The following is a 17,566-nucleotide window of genomic DNA, read 5'->3' as shown; positions in this document are numbered from 1 at the left end:
CCCTGTTACCACCGTGAAAGGGTGGTGTCTTGACCGCTTGACCAAGGAGCCATATGTCATTTAACTTTCGTTACCATGTCGTTGTTTCTCTTTGCTTTGCTTCCGAGCCACTCGACATTTACTATAATACAAAATTTTTAAACCTTTGTCAACAACTTTAATTAAATTTTATTTTATTTTTTCCATTTTGTTTTTTATCTTAAACACTTTTAGTCTTTATTAATTTCATTAAAACTTCTGTAACCCTTGATATACCTAGTTTCACAAATACTTAATTTTATATTATAATAAGTTATATACTAATTTTAAAATTAGTATATACTATTAAATAAATAGTTCAAAATTAATAAAAACAAAAAAATTTTAGATTTAATATGAGGTGAAAAATTTGTATCATGATTTAATAATAATTGGTGGTGGCTCATGTGGAGTTGCATCTGCAATTAAGGCAAAAGTTTTAAATATAGATGTAGCTGTACTTGATGGTAATGATAGAATATGTAAAAAATTATTAACCACTGGTAATGGAAGATGTAATATTACTAATGAAAATCTAACTTTAGATAGATTTCATAGTGAAAATAAAAGTTTCTTTAATGAAATTCTTACAAAGTATAATTTAGATAGCACTCTTGAATTCTTTAAATCCATTGGAATCTATACCTGTACTCTTGAATCAGGTAAAATGTATCCTATTTCTCTTCAAGCGTCATCAGTGATAGATATACTAAGACTAAATCTATCTGAAAGAGAAATTCCAATGTATATGGAAAATAAAGTTTCTAGCATATCTAAAAACAAAACAAATTTATTTGAAATAAAAACAAATACTGCTACTTATACGTGTAAAACACTTTTACTGTGCACTGGTGGAAAAAGCTATACCAAGCTTGGTTCAGATGGTTCTGGTTACAAATTAGCAAAAGCTTTTGGCCATAGTATTATTTCACCTACCCCTGGAATTGTTCAACTAAAACTAAAATATGATAAACTTAAGGCTTTATCTGGAGTAAAATTTACTAGCTCCTGCAGTATATTAGTTAATGGTGAAGAAAAAAGAACTGAGTTTGGTGAAATACTCTTTACTGACTATGGTATTTCTGGCCCACCAATTCTTCAACTAAGTCGTATTGCCTCTAGAGGCGTACTAAATAACGATAATGTAGTTATAGATGTAAACTTAACTAACACTGAATATGATAAGGTTGTTGAGTCTTTAGAAACTCACTTTGCAACTTTTTCTCATAGAAGTATTCATGATAATCTAATAGGCCTAATAAATAAAAAGTTTATTCCTATCGTTCTAAAGGAATCTGGAATTTTAGATATACATATGCCAACCTATGATGTAGATTATGAAAACAGATTTAAACTTTATAGACTCCTTACTTCTTGGAAATTTAAAGTTACAGATACAAATCCCTTTGAAAATGCTCAAGTTACAATTGGCGGTGTTAATACAAAAGATGTTAATCCAATAACTCTTGAGTCATATCTAGAGCCTGGGTTATACTTCGGAGGCGAAATTCTTGATGTGGACGGAGATTGCGGTGGCTTTAACCTTCAATGGTGCTGGAGCTCCTCTAGTGCCGCTATACAAGGCATATATGCTTCTTTAAATCCCAAATCTTAAATTATAAAAGGCTATCACTCATTACTGAATGATAGCCTTTTACTTTAACTAAATTAGTATTCTATTTTCTGTATTCTTTCTTTTATTTCTAAAAATTCTTTGTTATCCTTTAAAAATTCATATTCCTTCATTTCTAATAGATTAATTACCATTGAACTCATTTTTAAAATTGCTGTGAAATCACCACTTAACTTCATTTCACTAAAATACCATGGATTTTCATCAGTATCCTTAATTCCCTCTAAAGCTTTAACTGCTTTACTTATAGCCTCAATAGTTTTTTCTTCATTTTTATAGTATGCATACAATCCCGCTAACTGAAGATAATCCCCAAATGTATTATTATATTTGTTATGAAGAGTTAATTCTCTAATTTGCAGCCCCAATTCCATATATCTCTCCGCTAGCTCTAAATTTTCTTTGTAATAAGATGAAGCTAATCCATGCAATATAGCTTGAGCCTCGGTTATGCAATTAAAAAACTCATACTGATACAGTTTTCGACCTTCTTCTAAATCGTTTTTTCTAATATAGATACTAGCTTTCATTATATTAGTATTACCTAATGGTTTTTTCATCTTTTCTAGTATCTCTATAGACTTATCAAATTCCTCAAAGGAAGCATAGTAATTAATTAACTGAAGTTTTGATGCCACTACAGTTTCCTCATCAGTAGAATTATTAACTATATCTTCATATACACCTATAGCTTTTCCATATATATTTTTTATCTCAGCTTCATCCTTCATTAAAGCACATCCCATAGTCATTAAAGTCACTAACGTGAACTTTAATTTATAATTTGTAGGATATTTATTTATATATGACTGACATAATTCAATGCCTTTTTCCCCATGCCCTGCATTAATTATATCTTGACACTCTTTGCATATCGCTTCCATCATTTCTTCTGAAATTATAGCATCAAAATTTAAAAGCTCATCTATTGATATACTAAAGAATCTTGCCAGAACAGGAAGCATTTCTATATCTGGATAAGAAACCCCACTTTCCCACTTGGATATAGCGCCTTTAGATACCCCTACATAATCTCCTAACTGCTCCTGGGTAATTTTCTTTAATTTTCTTAAATTATAAATACTTTCACCAATTTTTATCTTATCCATATAAAACTCTCCTTAAAAATTACTAGGTACCATAATTAAAGTATAGTTCTTGCCCTTAAACAAAACAATGGACAGCTACCCTTACTTTTTTCTCTAAAAGTTTACTGCTAGTAAACTAACATTCTTAATTATTTATATAAAAATAAGCCCAGTATCACTACTAGGCTTATCTAATGTTACTTATATTTATTAAAGTTCTCCAACTCTCATTGTTTGATCTCTTCTTGGTCCAACTGAAATTATAGATATTTTAACTCCAGTGAACTCTTCTATTTTCTTTAAGTATATTTTCGCATTCTCTGGAAGGTCTTCATATCTTCTAGCATCATTTATGCTTGAATCCCATCCATCCATTTCTTCGTATACTGGTTCACATTTAGCTAAATCCTCAAGACTTGCTGGGAAATAATCTATAACTTTTCCATCTAATTTATAGCCTACACAAACCTTTAATTTTTCAAGGCCTGCTAAAGTGTCTATTTTAGTTATTCCAAAGCTTGTTAATCCTGAAACCCTAGCTGCACTTTTTAAGATAACAAGGTCTAGCCAACCACATCTTCTACTTCTTCCTGTTGTAGTTCCATATTCGAAACCTTTTTCTCTTATCCAATCTCCAACTTCATCTTCAAGTTCTGTTGGGAATGGACCTTTTCCAACTCTTGTAGTGTATCCTTTAACTATTCCCACTGCGCTATCTATCATAGTTGGTCCTATGCCAGCTCCTGTACATACACCACCAGCTACGGTATTAGAAGATGTTACATATGGATATGATCCAAAGTCTATATCAAGAAGCGTACCTTGTGCACCTTCAAATAATACATTCTTGTTAGCTTTTATGCTGTCGTAAACTTTAACTGATGTATCAGCTACATATGGCTTTAATCTTTCACCGTAAGCTAAATATGCTTCATAAACCTCTTCAAGTTTTAAAGCTTCTCCGCCATAAATTTTAACGATTAAATCATTTTTATCAGGTAGGTATGCTTGTAATTTCTCCTTTAAAACTTCTGGTTTAATAAGATCACAAACTCTTATCCCACATCTCTCAACTTTATCTGTATAACAAGGACCTATTCCCTTTTTAGTTGTTCCTATATCATTTTTACCTCTAGCTGCCTCTTTAAGTTCATCTAATATTCTATGATATGGCATTATAACCTGAGCTCTATCACTTACAAGTAATCTTTCTGGTGTGATATCCTCACCTAGATTTTTTAGATAATCCATCTCTTTGAATAATGCTTCAGGATCAACTACAACCCCATTACCTATTACATTTAATTTATTGTTATAAAGTATTCCTGATGGTATTAAATGTAGCTTATACTGCTTTTCTCCAACTTCTACAGTGTGGCCTGCATTGTTTCCACCTTGAAATCTAACAACTACATCTGCACTTTCTGCAAGATAATCAGTCATTTTTCCCTTTCCTTCGTCTCCCCACTGAGCTCCTAATACTATAAATGATGGCATAATTTTCCTCACTTTCTTTTACTCTATAGAGTAAAATTTTCATATTTATACTAATTTATTTTTATCCTCTAAAACCCTAGCAACATAAACTCCACTAGCTGATGCTTGTGACAATGAATGTGTAACTCCAGATCCATCTCCTAATACATAAAGATTTTTCACTTTTGTCTCTAGGTTATTATCCACTTGTATATTTGAATTGTAGAATTTAACCTCTACTCCATATAATAATGTATCTTCATTTGCTGTTCCTGGCGCAACATTATCTAATGCATATATCATCTCTATTATACCATCTAACTGACGTTTTGGTATAACTAGACTTAAGTCACCTGGTGTTGCTTTTAAAGTTGGTACAGTAAAGCTCTTATCCATTCTATGCTCATTAGTTCTTCTTCCTTGAACTAAATCACCAAATCTTTGAACTAAAACTCCACCACCTAACATATTGCTAAGCTGTGCTATAGATTCACCATATTCATTACTATTTTTAAATGGTTCAGTGAAATTATTTGTTACTAATAGTGCAAAGTTTGTATTTTCTGTATGAAGCTCTGGATTTGAATAGCTATGTCCATTTACAGTCACTATTCCATTTGTATTCTCACTAACTACTTCACCATGAGGATTCATACAAAATGTCCTAACTAAATCACCATATTTTTTTGTTCTATATACAATCTTGCTCTCATATACCTTATCAGTTATATGCTCAAAAACTGCTGCCGGAAGTTCTACTCTAACACCGATATCTACTCTATTACTTTTACTTTCTATACCTAGCTTACCACAAACCTTAGATATCCATTTTGATCCAGATCTTCCTGTTGCAACGATTAAATCATTACACTTATATTCACCTTTATCAGTTTTTAATATAAACTCATCATTCTGTTTTTCAATATCTAAAACCTCTGTATTAAATTCCATATCAATTTTATCTTTTAAATAATCATACATATTAGCTAAAATTTTTAAATTTCTATCAGTTCCAAGATGTCTAACCTTTGCATCTAATAAATGTAGGTCATGTTTAAGTGCTTCTGTCTTTATTGTACTTTCTGCTGTAGAATAAAGTTTTGCGTCACTTCCCCCATTATCACAAAGGACCTTATCTACATAATACATAAGATCTAAGGCTTCTTGCTTCCCTACATACTTGTATAGGTCTCCACCAAAATTATTAGTTATGTTGTACTTTCCATCTGAAAGACTTCCTGCACCACCATATCCATTCATTATATTACAGTATTTACAATGGATACATGCCTTTATTTTTTTCCCATCTATTGGACACTTTCTTTTCTCAAGACTGTTTCCCTTTTCGATTATAAGTACCTTTGCTTTTGACTTTAAAACTGTCAGCTCATAAGCAGTAAATATACCACTAGCTCCTGCTCCAACAATAATAACATCATAATTATTATTCATATTTAATCACCCCGTAAATATATTAACAAAGTTCACTTTCATTTTCAATGAAATACGAATAATTTAATTTAACTTTAAAATATATTTCGTAATATTTCATTTTAACTCTATATCTAGGATTTTATTTTTACCTATATTAGTTATGTTATTCTCTCTAACAGTTTTATTTTAGAAAACTAATAATTTAATGCCACTTTTAAAAATTCTCAAATTAAAAATAGTATAAACTCATCAGTTTATACTATTTTTATGTTCCTATTAATTTATTTTATATAAATGATTTATAAATATTTATACCGTCTAAGCTAAATATTTTCTCTGAAAATTCTCCTTCTTTTAAATCTCTTGTAGCTTTTTGCATATCATACATCCTTGCGTCTAATACATCTAAATGATGAAGCATTTCTGCCTCTGGTATCATAGGTTTCTTAGGGCTACCGTATTCTGGTTCATAATGATGTGTTAATATCATATGTTGTAGTAACATAACAATCTCTTTGTTTGCTCCTATCTTTGATCCTGAATTTTCTATTAAGCTAATTCCCTGTATTATATGACCTAAAAGTTGACCTTCAGTGCTATATTTAGATACTATTCCAAGTTCACTAGATTCCATTTCTTCTATTTTAGCTATATCATGTAATATAATACCCGCATATAATAAATCCTTATTTAAATAAGTATATATATCTAGAAGTTTTTCTGCTGATTTAAGCATAGTTGTAACATGATATAAAAGACCACCCTTAATTGCATGATGATTGCTTTTTGCTGCTGGATAGTGCATTAATTTAACACTAAACTTACTGATAATATCTTCTGTAATATACTTTATATCTTGATTTTCTATTTTACCAATAAAATCTAATATCACTTCAAACATATCTTCTGATTTATATGGAGCTGATATTATAAATTCATTAATGTTCACGTTATCCTCTTCTGTTGCAGGTCTTACTTTTTCTACCTTTAACTGTAATTTACCTCTGTACTCATTTACTATAGCCCTAACTTTCACTAACATATTATCTTTGATTATATTTTCAATGTTATTATTACATTCCCACAACTTTGCATTTATTTCTCCTGTTGAGTCAATAAACATAAAATCTAAATATTTATTGGTAGTGCTATTATTAGTAATCTTACATTCTACACTCTTAACCAAAAAGAAGCTTTCAATTTTATCTCCTTTGCTAAGTTCTTGAATCTTTTTATTTTCCATAAAAAATCTCCTTTACTATATATTGTTTTATCAAACCATATAACCTTTAAAGTTTTAAATTCAAATAAACAAAAATAAGTTTTATTTAAGCTACATAAAATATTTAATGCCAAGCTTTACTTTATATGAATATTATCAAATTCAATAGAAATAAACAATAATATTTAAAAAAAGATATGTTTTACCACATCTTTTTAATGTTGATCACTAGATTGTTTTCTTTTAACTATTTTTCCATCTTCATCAGTAAAATTATTTATTATTATAGTTATTAAATCTACTAGCACCCATATACCAAAGCCACCCAACGTAAATAACATTAAAATCGCTGTGCCAGCTTTACCAACATAAAATCTATGAAATCCAATAACCCCTAATATAATACAAAATATTAATGTTGCCCACCAACTTTTTACACTGTATTTCTTATTAGGTTTATTATTTTTACTCTTCTCACTAAATATATTATCTTCATCTAAACTATTGAATTCTAACATAGACTCACAATTTTTTTCTATGCATAATTCCTCATCTTCTTCATATATAGATTTCTCATTATAATCTTTTTCACTTTTCATAAATACTATTCACCCCACGCTAAAGTATAATTATTATATCTTTATGTAATAAATGCCTAGTATATGCATCAAATTAAATTATAAGTATAACCTTACAATTATTATTAGTGTACTAAATCTAAATTTCCAAACTTACTATATTTACCTATCCACGCTAAATTTACAGTTCCAACCTCACCATTTCTATGCTTAGCCAATATACATTCAGCTACATTTTCATCCTCTTTGTCTTTACTGTAATAATACTCTCTATATAAGAACATAACAATATCTGCATCCTGCTCTATAGATCCAGACTCTCTTAAGTCTGATAGCATTGGACGATGGTCCGCTCTCTGCTCCGGTGCACGTGACAACTGCGATAGCGCAATAACGGGACACTTCATTTCTTTTGCTAGCGCCTTTATACTTCTCGATATTTCCGAAACTTCCTGCTGTCTATTATCCGGACTATTTCCTGACATTAATTGAAGGTAATCTATTATAACTAAATCTATTCCGTGTTCTATTTTAAGCCTTCTACATTTTGATCTCATTTCCATAACTGATATCCCTGCAGTATCATCTATATATATTCCAGATGATGCAAGCGGACCTGAAGCCCTAGCAATGTTTTCCCAATCCCTATCATCTAGGTCTCCATTTCTAAGTCTAACCATATCTACATTTGCTTCTGCACAAAGTAATTTATAAGCTAGCTGCTCTTTACTCATTTCTAGAGAAAAAATTGCTACTTTTTTACCACCTCTTATTGCTGCATTTTGAGCTATATTAAGACAAAATGTTGTTTTTCCCATAGATGGTCTTGCCGCAATAAGCACCATATCCCCACTTTGAAATCCTGAAGTCTTAGCATCTAAATCTTTAAAACCACTAGCTACTCCGTTAATCTGACCTTTATTATTAAAAATCTTCTCGATTTCTAAAAATCCTCTTTCAAGAACTGCACTCATGGATTCAAAATCACTGGTACTTCGTTTTTCTGATATGTTAAATATATTTTTTTCAGCTAAATCAATAACAGACTCTACATTGTCCTGTTTATTATAACTATTTTCTATTATTTCTGTAGAACTTCTTATAAGCCTTCTAAGTGTAGACTTATTCTCTACTATATTTATGTATGAAGATAAGTTAGCTGTAGATGGTACTGACATACTTATCTCTGTTATATATGTTATACCACCGGCTTTATCAAGCATGTCATTAGATTTTAAATAATCTACTAGAGTTATCATATCTATGGGTATATCCTTATTGTATAATTCCCTTATTGCCTTAAAAATTGTCTTGTGAGAATCTTTGTAAAAATCTTCTGCTTGAAGTACTTCCGCCGCTTGTGCAATTGCATTCCTATCTATTAGCATAGATCCAATTACAGATTGTTCTGCCTCTATATTTTGAGGCATGGTTCTAAGTGATTCACTCATATTTTCACCTTCTTTATATTATAATGAGCAATTTCTATTTTCAACTGACTAATTAATAGTATTATCTAATACTACCATTATAATCTTTATTTCAACTATTAAGTTATATGTACCAATTACAACATTGAGAATAACACATGAAATTTAAAACCCTGTAATACTATAGTCACAGGGTTTTAATTATTAAATTTTAAAATACTATTTTAAGTAGTTCTTCAATAGTTTCTACTGCTGTAACTTCAATGTTTTCAATATCATTAGGCACATCTTTTAAATTATCTTTTGGTATTAAAACCTGACTTATACCTTTTCTTCTTGCACCATATATCTTTTCAAATACTCCACCAACAGGTTTTATTTTACCTCTAATAGATATTTCGCCAGTTATTGCAATATCTTGTCTTAGTGGCTTTTCTAAAAGTGAACTTATAATACAACATGTTATTGCAGCTCCTGCGGATGGTCCGTCAATTTTTCCTCCGCCAATAACATTTACATGTATATCATAATCTTTAATTTCTTTATCTGTAACTTTTCTTATCACTGAAGTTGCGTTAAATACAGAATCTTTAGCCATAGAACCAGCAGTATCATTAAATCTAATACTACCTTTACCTTTTTCTTTAGCCTCAAATACAGCACATTCTATTTCAATTGTTGAGCCTAAAAATCCTGATACTCCAAGACCGAATATTTGACCCACCTCTTTAGATTTTAAGTTAGCAAGATCCTCATATGGTCTTAATCTATTAATAGAAACAACTTCATTAAAATGATTTTTAGTTATAACTACTTCTTTGCCATTATCACTATTAAGTAATACATATCCATATACATCAGCAAGAATATTTATAGCTTTTCTTCCCTCTATAGTATATCGGCTTATTTCTTTTGCTACTCCGTCTTCTAATGTTATATTTAACTTTTTACTAGCATTTAATACAACATTCTCTATATCTATAGCTGATAATGGTTCAAAATATACTTCTGTACATCTTGATCTCAATGCTGGATTTATTTCATTAGGCTCTCTAGTCGTAGCACCTATAAGTACGAAATCTGCTGGAGCTCCTTTATCAAATAAGTATTTTATATACTTAGGCGTTCCCTCATCATCCGGATCATAGTATGATGAAGAAAATTCTACCCTTTTATCCTCAAGTACCTTTAACAGTTTATTTTGAAGCGTATAATCTAATTCTCCAATCTCATCTATAAATAATACTCCACCATGAGCCTCTGTAACTAACCCTGTTTTTGGTTCTGGTGTACCACTTTCAGCTAAATCTCTTTTAGATCCCTGGTATATAGGGTCATGCACCGATCCTAATAGCGGGTTTGATATTTCTCTTGGATCCCATCTTAATGTCGTTCCATCTACCTCTACAAAATTAGCATCCTCTTCATATGGTGTATGATTAAATTTTTTAACTTCTTCTAGTGCAATCCTTGCTGCTGTTGTTTTTCCTACACCTGGAGGACCATATAAAATAATATGTTGAGGATATGGAGATGACATTTTTGATATTAACGATTTAATAGCTCTTTCTTGTCCTATTATTTCCGAAAAACTTTCAGGCCTTAACATACTCATAATATTTTGAGTTAAATGTCTTGAGTCTAATTTTTCAAGATTTTCATACTTCTTTAGAGTTTTGCTATTTTCAACACCTCGCTGCTTTTTTATAATGCCTAGTCTTATTTCATCAACATACTTGTCCTGTTTTTCTATAATGTGCTTTTCTACTTCTGCATCTAATTTATTTTGTATATACCTTTTGGCTAACAACTCACTTATTTCAAAACTAGTGCTTTGTAACGCCTCTTCAATATTATTATTGTTTGGCGGTATTGAAATCCCTTTTCCATTAGTGACTATTTTATTTATTGCATATAATTTTTTATAATAGTCTTTTCCATTCAAATGCTTTTGTACTTTAAATTTAACTGATCTACCTCTTATCGTACCTTCATCTAAAAGCTTGTACATAACCTCGTGTAAAACTTCTATTTCTGCCTCTATTGGTAGCTCCTGATCAATACTTAAATTATTAGATTTATTTGCTGAATTTATATTCAAAATATATTAGCATAGAAGAAATTATATAATTCTCCTATGCTTTCCTCCTCTCGGTTTTAAAATCTATTGTTGCTCTTTTATAATAACTTTTATTTTAGTTGATATCTCTGGATATAATTTTAATTCTGCCTCATATATTCCAACTGTCTTAATTGTATTAACGGTATTAACTACGATTTTTCTTTTATCTATAGTTACCTTTAATTGTTTTTCAATTTCCTGAGAAATATCCTTTGTTGTAATTGCTCCAAATAATCTACCATGTTCTCCTGATTTTGCATATATAACAACTTCTTTATCTTTAAGTTCATTAGCTAATTTTTGAGCTGCTTCTATTTCTGCTGTTTTCTTTTTTCTCTCTGCTTCATTTTTTTTATTTAAAATGTGCATATTAACATCATTAGCTTCTTGAGCTAACTTCTTTGGGAATAGAAAATTTCTTGCATATCCATCAGAGGCATTAACAACCTCTCCTTTTTTTCCAACTGATTTTACATCTTGTAATAAAATAACCTTCATTATTATTCACCCTTCCTTAAGTGTTTTTCTATAGCATTATTTAATATTTCTTCTGCTTTAATTTGTGTAGTATTTTTAATTCTAGCACCTGCCATTGTCAAATGCCCTCCACCACCTAAATCTTCAAGAATTACTTGAACATTTATATCACCTAATGACCTTCCACTTATATAAGTATCTTCTTCCATTTTAACAAGAACAAATGATGCTTGAATACCTGTAATATTTAGTAATTCATCTGCTGCTTGAGCCGTTACTACATAATTTGATATCTCTGGTGGACACTTTGCTATAGCTATGCCATCTTTAACTTTCGCTGTTCTTATTATATCAGATTTAGTTATATATATATCTAATTCTTCACTAAAAATTCTTTTTACATCTACCGTATCTGCACCTAATCTTCTTAGAAATGCAGCCGCTTCAAAAGTTCTTACACCGGTTTTAAATGAAAAGTTTTTAGTATCTAAACATATCCCTGCTAGTAATGCCACCGCCTCTACCTCTTTCAATTTTGGTTTATCTACCATGTATTGAATTAATTCAGTTATTAATTCTGAGGTTGAGGATGCGTAGGTCTCAACATAGCTTAATAATGCGCCTTGTATAAAGTCCTTTGTTTTCCTATGATGATCAATTATTACTGTTCTACTAAACAAATCTACAATTTCCATAGAAAGCACATAACTTTCATTGTGAACATCAACTAATATTAATAAACTTTTATCATCTTTTATACCTTTAGCACTATTAGTATTTATAAATACATTATTATAATCTTCACTCTCATTAAGCTTATCTAGCATGTATCCTACAGCATCATGAGGTTCGTCAATTATAATATAACACTGCTTATTTAACGAATTTATTGTACTATACATACCTATTGCAGCTCCTAGACAATCCATATCAGGATTATAGTGACCCATAATAAATACTTTACTACTTTCATTTATAAGGTCAAGAAGCGCATGCCCAATCACTCTAGCTCTTACTTTCGTTCTTTTCTCTACCTCTTTCGTCTTACCTCCATAAAAAGATACCTTTTCAAAACTCTTAACGACACACTGATCTCCCCCTCTTCCAAGGGCTAAGTCCTTAGCTATGGTAGCAAACTCATGGTTCTTCGCAGAAATATCTCCGCCTCTTCCAACACCTATGCTTAACGTGACAGTAAGCTTATTTCCACTACTTACTTCTCTAATTGTATCTAAGATATCAAATTTTTTATTCATCTCTACTTCTATGTTTTTATCCTTAGTTATCAGTATATATTTGCTTGAAGAGTATTTTTTTATTAATGCTTCTAAATTATTTGCATAATTATTTAGTGTTCTATCTATATCTGCTATAAGCTGTGGTCTTAACCCCTCTTCTGTCGTCTTTATAACATCATCTAAATTATCAACTTCTATTAACATTACACTTTCTTTAGTTTCATTAATTTCCTTCATTAACTTAATATTATTAGTTATGTCATAAAAATAAACTATTATAACATTTTCAATCTCATCTATTGAGTTACCATCAACTATATCCATGTGTAAATCATAATACCTATCTTCTATAACTACATTTTTATATTCTGATTTCTTTCCATCTAGTACTAATTTTAAATGGAACTCTTTCACCACATCTTTAATGTTTTTGCCAATTATATCATTACCTATATTGCATAGTAAATTTTCATTACTCCAAATTATCAACCCATTTTCTGATAAAAACATTATAGGTAAATTTAATTTAGAAAATGTTATAACATTCACTGAATCAATTTTTGATTTTACACTATCTACATAATTGTTAAAGTTATCGCTTTTATTTGTACCTGAAAAAATTGTATATAAAAGTGCACATGTATACATTAAAAGAACTATGCTCATACCTAAAAATTCTTCAAGTATAAATAAAATCGTCACTATGGTAGTTATTATAATAATACATATTTTACTTTTTATAAACCAATATGCTTTTTCTTTTAACCTAGCTTTATTCATATGCTACACCTTTCTAAGCCTATGGGGATCTAGTTTTCTAAAATCTAATATCATTTCTACAAACCCAATAACACTAAAAATTACATAAGCACTTAACAAAAACATTATAATTATCATAATATTTTTTTGTACTCTAGGCATTTTCATTTTTCTAGCAAGAAAATAATTTACAGTAGCCATTCCATTTATAGTCATTAAAATTATTGTAAATAACATCGTTGCACTATATACTATTAATGCCCATTCCACGCCCTTACTATTAAGTATTACACCTACACTTATCATTGCAATTAATCCAGCTCCAATTAAATTTGAAACATAAAATTCTGAGAAGTCTAATATCTTAATACTATTATATCTTAATCTCATAAGAATCTTACTTACAAGTGCAAAACATATATAGGATGTTGTAAATGAATATATTAAAATTAATCCAGGTATAGACATTACTATTCCTTCTATTGAAAAAATTTGACTAAACTTATCTAATTCTTGCAATTGAGCTGTACTTAGTTCTAAGTTGCCATAAACATTCTTCATTTCTTCTATAATTGTGTTAATCATTTCTGAATATGAAGCTAGCTGTTCACTGATAAAATTACTTAAATTTCCATTATTCATAATTATAGCTGCAAACAAAACTTCACCAATCAGTGATATGATACATGATACCATAACCAATATTAATGTTTTATAAGGATTTATTTTATTTTTTATACAATATCCTAGCGTACTTCCTATTGTAGCATAAGAAATTGCATAACTCAGTGCTATTATAGGATTAAAAAATATACTACTTATAAATATACTAACTAGTATAGAACCCATGGCATATTTAAATTCATGTCTACAATAAATAATGGCTATAGGTATAGGCAATACAACTATACCAAACATATACATTAATGGTATATATGAAGTTACCATTAAAATTATAGTTATAATTACTGCCATTAATGCAGCTTCAACTAATCCTCTAGTATTAATCTTTTGTTCCATAATAACCTCCTATTAACTTCTTTCTCTTAAATGATCGTAAAGTTTAGATAGTTCTTTCCCATTTTTCTCCAAACTATCGCCTTCAACTATTCCAACCTTCAACTTCTTTTTCATAGTCTCATCAATAGCTAAATGAGAATATCCTAACTTCTCAGCAAGAATGTACAATATTATTATTGCCCCAGATACACAATCTAGAATTGCATCTTGTGCTACATTGCTTCCTCTACTTAATAGTTTGAAAAAGTCTCCAATAATACAAACTAGCTCTGCCTTAAGACCTTCTATTACCTTTATATTAGACATAATGTTAAATTCTTCTCTTCTCATGTGCATCACCCTTTCTTCGGTTATATGTCTATTGTAATTTTTTTTTAATATTAATGCAACATGATTATAGCATATTTACCTTTATTTCACAGTTTAACATCAATGATTATATATAATACTAAGTTTTCATTATATAATAAAAAAACTAGTGAATAAAATTCACTAGTTTTGTATCAATTATGTTTTTATTAACTTACTAAGCTATTACTATTCAGTTGTGAATGGTAATAATGCTATGTTTCTAGCTCTCTTAATAGCTACTGTTAACATTCTTTGATGTTTAGCACAGTTTCCAGAAATTCTTCTTGGTAATATTTTACCTTTTTCTGTAACGTACTTTCTTAATTTGTTGATATCTTTATAATCTATAGCTGTAGCTTTATCCATACAGAAAGAACATACTTTTCTCTTAGTTCTTTTTCTGTTTCCGCCTTTTCTTCTATCAGTTCTATCGTTTCTATCATTTCTATCATAAGCCATTGCACTTACCTCCTTACCTAATTATTAAAATGGCATATCCTCACCATCATCAATTGGAGTCATATCTCCTCCACCGAAATAATCCGATGGTATTGATGAATTGCTCTGAGAATTTTCGCCTGTATTCATTCCTGATGTTTTATTGCCGCCCCATTCAAGGAAACTTACTTCATCAGCTACTACTTCAGTAACATATCTTCTTCCACCGTCTTTAGCTTCATAAGAACGAGTTTCAATTCTACCAGCTACACTTAAAAGTTTACCCTTACTCATGTAGTTAGCAGTACTTTCAGCTTGTTTACCCCATACTACTACAGGTATAAAATCCGCTTCTGGTTGACCTTCTTTCTTAAATCTTCTATTAACTGCAATTGTAAATGTGGCTACAGCTGTACCTGTACCTGGAGTAAATTTTAACTCTGGGTCTTTGGTTAATCTTCCGATTAAAACAACTTTATTCATTAACTACCACCTACTTGCTTTCTGGATTGATTATAATATGTCTTATAACACCATCTGTAATTCTGAATACTCTATCTAATTCTTTAGGTAATTCAGCATCAGCTTTGAAATTGATTAATGTATAGAAACCTTCGTTAACTTTAGCGATTTCATAAGCTAGTTTTCTTCTACCCCATAAATCAACACTCTCGATTTCTCCACCATTGTTCTCTATTACACCTTTAAATTTTTCGATACCAGCTTTAACACCTTCGTCATCTAATGAAGGGTGTAATATGAATATAGTTTCATATGATCTCATTAGTTTCACCTCCTCCCCCCGGACTAACGGCTGTACTTTATACAGCAGGGATTACATCAACAAATTTTATCATGTTATAATGCTTAAGTCAAGTATTTTTTTAATACTTGACTTTTTTTATTTGAAACTATCTTCTTTTTCTGTTTTAACAATTTTTTTTATGCTACTTTCAAACTTACTACGTGTAATCATTACTATCCTATTGCACCCTACACACCTTATTTTTATATCAGCTCCAACTCTGATAATTTCCCACTTATTACTTCCACATGGGTGAGTTTTTTTTGTTTCTACAATATCATTTAATTCAAATTCCTTCATACTAAATCTCCCTAAAGAATATTATTATCATTTTTCTATTGTTCTTTATAATTAAGTAATTGTTAATTCTTTCAACTTACCATCTTTCATTTGATAGATAGTTTTATATATAATTTTTTCTAAATTTATTAGTTCTATTACTCTAACCTCTTCTTCCGACCCAACTTTAAGACTTATTCCACAGCTCTTTGTTATATACGTTGGCGTAGGCATCATTACAACCTTAACTTTTTCACTTATACATACTGATTCTGCTTGCATGGCTTCATGAGTATTATTAAATGTTAATATATAAAATTCATTCATAATCATATCTCCTAGTTATTATTAAAGCTTTATTGTATCGCTATTATTCATTGTTTCTATTATATCATACATATTTGTAATTCCTCCAACCTGAAGTTTATCTTTTAATCCATAAAAATCTAAACATAGGCCACAACTCTCAATATTTACGCCTCTTTCTTTCAATTTTTTTAGGCTATCCAAAGTTAGCTCATTATCAGCTACAAGTTTCACTCCACTATTTAAAAATATTATAGTTTTAGGAATTGTATTTGCCTCAGACAATGCGAATAGGTAACTTTTCATTAACGCTATTCCTAATTCATCATCACCACACCCTAATTTATCTGACCCAACTACAATTGTTAAATTACTACTATTTTTATTCTTCGCATCTAAACCTATTTTAATTTCGCCAGTAGTATCTCCTTTAATTATTGTTATATAAAATAATTCACTTTTTTCTTCAACCTCATAGCTAAACTTATTCCCTTCTGCAAATTTAATTATATTATTCTTTGCAACTTCATTATCTACTATAATTATAGCTTCCCCTTGCTCTATTTCATCAAAATATTTTTTTGTATTTACAATTGGAATAGGACAATTCAAGCCCTTACAATCAATTATACTCTTATTACTTTCCATATTTTTCTTCCCCCTATAAATTTATTTTGCTTACCATACTAACACTACCTAACAAAATCGCCATTATTATATTTATTACCTAATGTATTGATTTGAAACAACTTATTTTCTGAATTATCTTATTGTATGAATTTACTATAATGTTGTATTATAAACTTAGCATAAACATTCTATTAACCCATAATAACTATTTACAAATTAATTATATCAAATATATTTCATACTAACTATTTGATTTTCTAAT

18 protein-coding genes are annotated in these 17,566 nt (G+C 29.8%); 1 reads left to right on the top strand and 17 read right to left on the bottom strand.

Annotated elements, in window-relative coordinates; genetic code table 11:
* Positions 1-388 precede the first annotated feature (388 nt).
* On the top strand, positions 389-1,633 hold the full coding sequence (locus RSA29_RS17710; protein ID WP_346944157.1) for an NAD(P)/FAD-dependent oxidoreductase: 1,245 nt from the start codon (positions 389-391) through the stop codon (positions 1,631-1,633).
* Positions 1,634-1,686: 53 nt separating this feature from the next.
* Here RSA29_RS17710 and RSA29_RS17705 read toward each other — a convergent pair whose 3' ends face one another.
* The 17 genes from RSA29_RS17705 to yedF form a co-directional block, all read right to left on the bottom strand.
* Entirely contained in the window at positions 1,687-2,760 is a 1,074-nt protein-coding gene (locus RSA29_RS17705; RefSeq protein ID WP_346944158.1) for a helix-turn-helix domain-containing protein, read from the bottom strand.
* Between the two features lie 189 nt (positions 2,761-2,949).
* Complete coding sequence (locus RSA29_RS17700) at positions 2,950-4,236, bottom strand: adenylosuccinate synthase (protein ID WP_346944159.1); 1,287 nt, start codon at positions 4,234-4,236, stop codon at positions 2,950-2,952.
* Positions 4,237-4,281: 45 nt separating this feature from the next.
* Entirely contained in the window at positions 4,282-5,667 is a 1,386-nt protein-coding gene (locus tag RSA29_RS17695; RefSeq protein WP_346934185.1) for an NAD(P)/FAD-dependent oxidoreductase, read from the bottom strand.
* Between the two features lie 268 nt (positions 5,668-5,935).
* Complete coding sequence (locus RSA29_RS17690) at positions 5,936-6,892, bottom strand: HD domain-containing protein (protein WP_346944160.1); 957 nt, start codon at positions 6,890-6,892, stop codon at positions 5,936-5,938.
* 194 nt (positions 6,893-7,086) lie between these two features.
* Positions 7,087-7,470, bottom strand: a complete 384-nt coding sequence (locus RSA29_RS17685; protein WP_346934187.1) for a TM2 domain-containing protein — start codon at positions 7,468-7,470, stop codon at positions 7,087-7,089.
* 104 nt (positions 7,471-7,574) lie between these two features.
* Positions 7,575-8,900: a replicative DNA helicase gene (locus RSA29_RS17680; protein ID WP_346934188.1), complete on the bottom strand. Its 1,326-nt coding sequence runs from the start codon at positions 8,898-8,900 to the stop codon at positions 7,575-7,577.
* 190 nt (positions 8,901-9,090) lie between these two features.
* The gene (lonC, locus tag RSA29_RS17675) at positions 9,091-10,980 is read right to left on the bottom strand and encodes a Lon family ATP-dependent protease (RefSeq protein WP_346944161.1); all 1,890 of its coding nucleotides are present in this window, start codon (positions 10,978-10,980) and stop codon (positions 9,091-9,093) included.
* 63 nt (positions 10,981-11,043) lie between these two features.
* Positions 11,044-11,499, bottom strand: a complete 456-nt coding sequence (rplI, locus tag RSA29_RS17670; RefSeq protein ID WP_346934190.1) for a 50S ribosomal protein L9 — start codon at positions 11,497-11,499, stop codon at positions 11,044-11,046.
* Positions 11,500-11,501: 2 nt separating this feature from the next.
* Complete coding sequence (locus tag RSA29_RS17665; RefSeq protein WP_346944162.1) at positions 11,502-13,496, bottom strand: DHH family phosphoesterase; 1,995 nt, start codon at positions 13,494-13,496, stop codon at positions 11,502-11,504.
* A 3-nt stretch (positions 13,497-13,499) separates the two neighbouring features.
* Complete coding sequence (locus tag RSA29_RS17660; protein ID WP_346944163.1) at positions 13,500-14,495, bottom strand: DUF2232 domain-containing protein; 996 nt, start codon at positions 14,493-14,495, stop codon at positions 13,500-13,502.
* Between the two features lie 12 nt (positions 14,496-14,507).
* On the bottom strand, positions 14,508-14,825 hold the full coding sequence (locus RSA29_RS17655) for a MazG-like family protein (protein ID WP_346944164.1): 318 nt from the start codon (positions 14,823-14,825) through the stop codon (positions 14,508-14,510).
* Positions 14,826-15,032: 207 nt separating this feature from the next.
* Positions 15,033-15,305, bottom strand: a complete 273-nt coding sequence (gene rpsR / locus RSA29_RS17650; protein WP_346934194.1) for a 30S ribosomal protein S18 — start codon at positions 15,303-15,305, stop codon at positions 15,033-15,035.
* 24 nt (positions 15,306-15,329) lie between these two features.
* The gene (locus RSA29_RS17645) at positions 15,330-15,767 is read right to left on the bottom strand and encodes a single-stranded DNA-binding protein (RefSeq protein WP_346934195.1); all 438 of its coding nucleotides are present in this window, start codon (positions 15,765-15,767) and stop codon (positions 15,330-15,332) included.
* 10 nt (positions 15,768-15,777) lie between these two features.
* On the bottom strand, positions 15,778-16,068 hold the full coding sequence (gene rpsF / locus RSA29_RS17640) for a 30S ribosomal protein S6 (RefSeq protein ID WP_346934196.1): 291 nt from the start codon (positions 16,066-16,068) through the stop codon (positions 15,778-15,780).
* 117 nt (positions 16,069-16,185) lie between these two features.
* Positions 16,186-16,389, bottom strand: coding sequence for a DUF951 domain-containing protein (locus RSA29_RS17635; protein WP_346944165.1), 204 nt, complete (start codon positions 16,387-16,389; stop codon positions 16,186-16,188).
* Positions 16,390-16,440: 51 nt separating this feature from the next.
* Positions 16,441-16,695, bottom strand: coding sequence for a DUF3343 domain-containing protein (locus RSA29_RS17630; RefSeq protein ID WP_346934198.1), 255 nt, complete (start codon positions 16,693-16,695; stop codon positions 16,441-16,443).
* A gap of 21 nt (positions 16,696-16,716) precedes the next feature.
* Positions 16,717-17,322: a sulfurtransferase-like selenium metabolism protein YedF gene (gene yedF, locus RSA29_RS17625; protein ID WP_346944166.1), complete on the bottom strand. Its 606-nt coding sequence runs from the start codon at positions 17,320-17,322 to the stop codon at positions 16,717-16,719.
* Positions 17,323-17,566 lie beyond the last annotated feature (244 nt).

It is taken from the genome of Clostridium sp., from assembly GCF_036660475.1.
Taxonomy (GTDB): domain Bacteria; phylum Bacillota; class Clostridia; order Clostridiales; family Clostridiaceae; genus Clostridium_J.
Note: the sequence above shows the minus strand (reverse complement) of the source record. Positions and strands in the feature narration are given on the sequence as shown.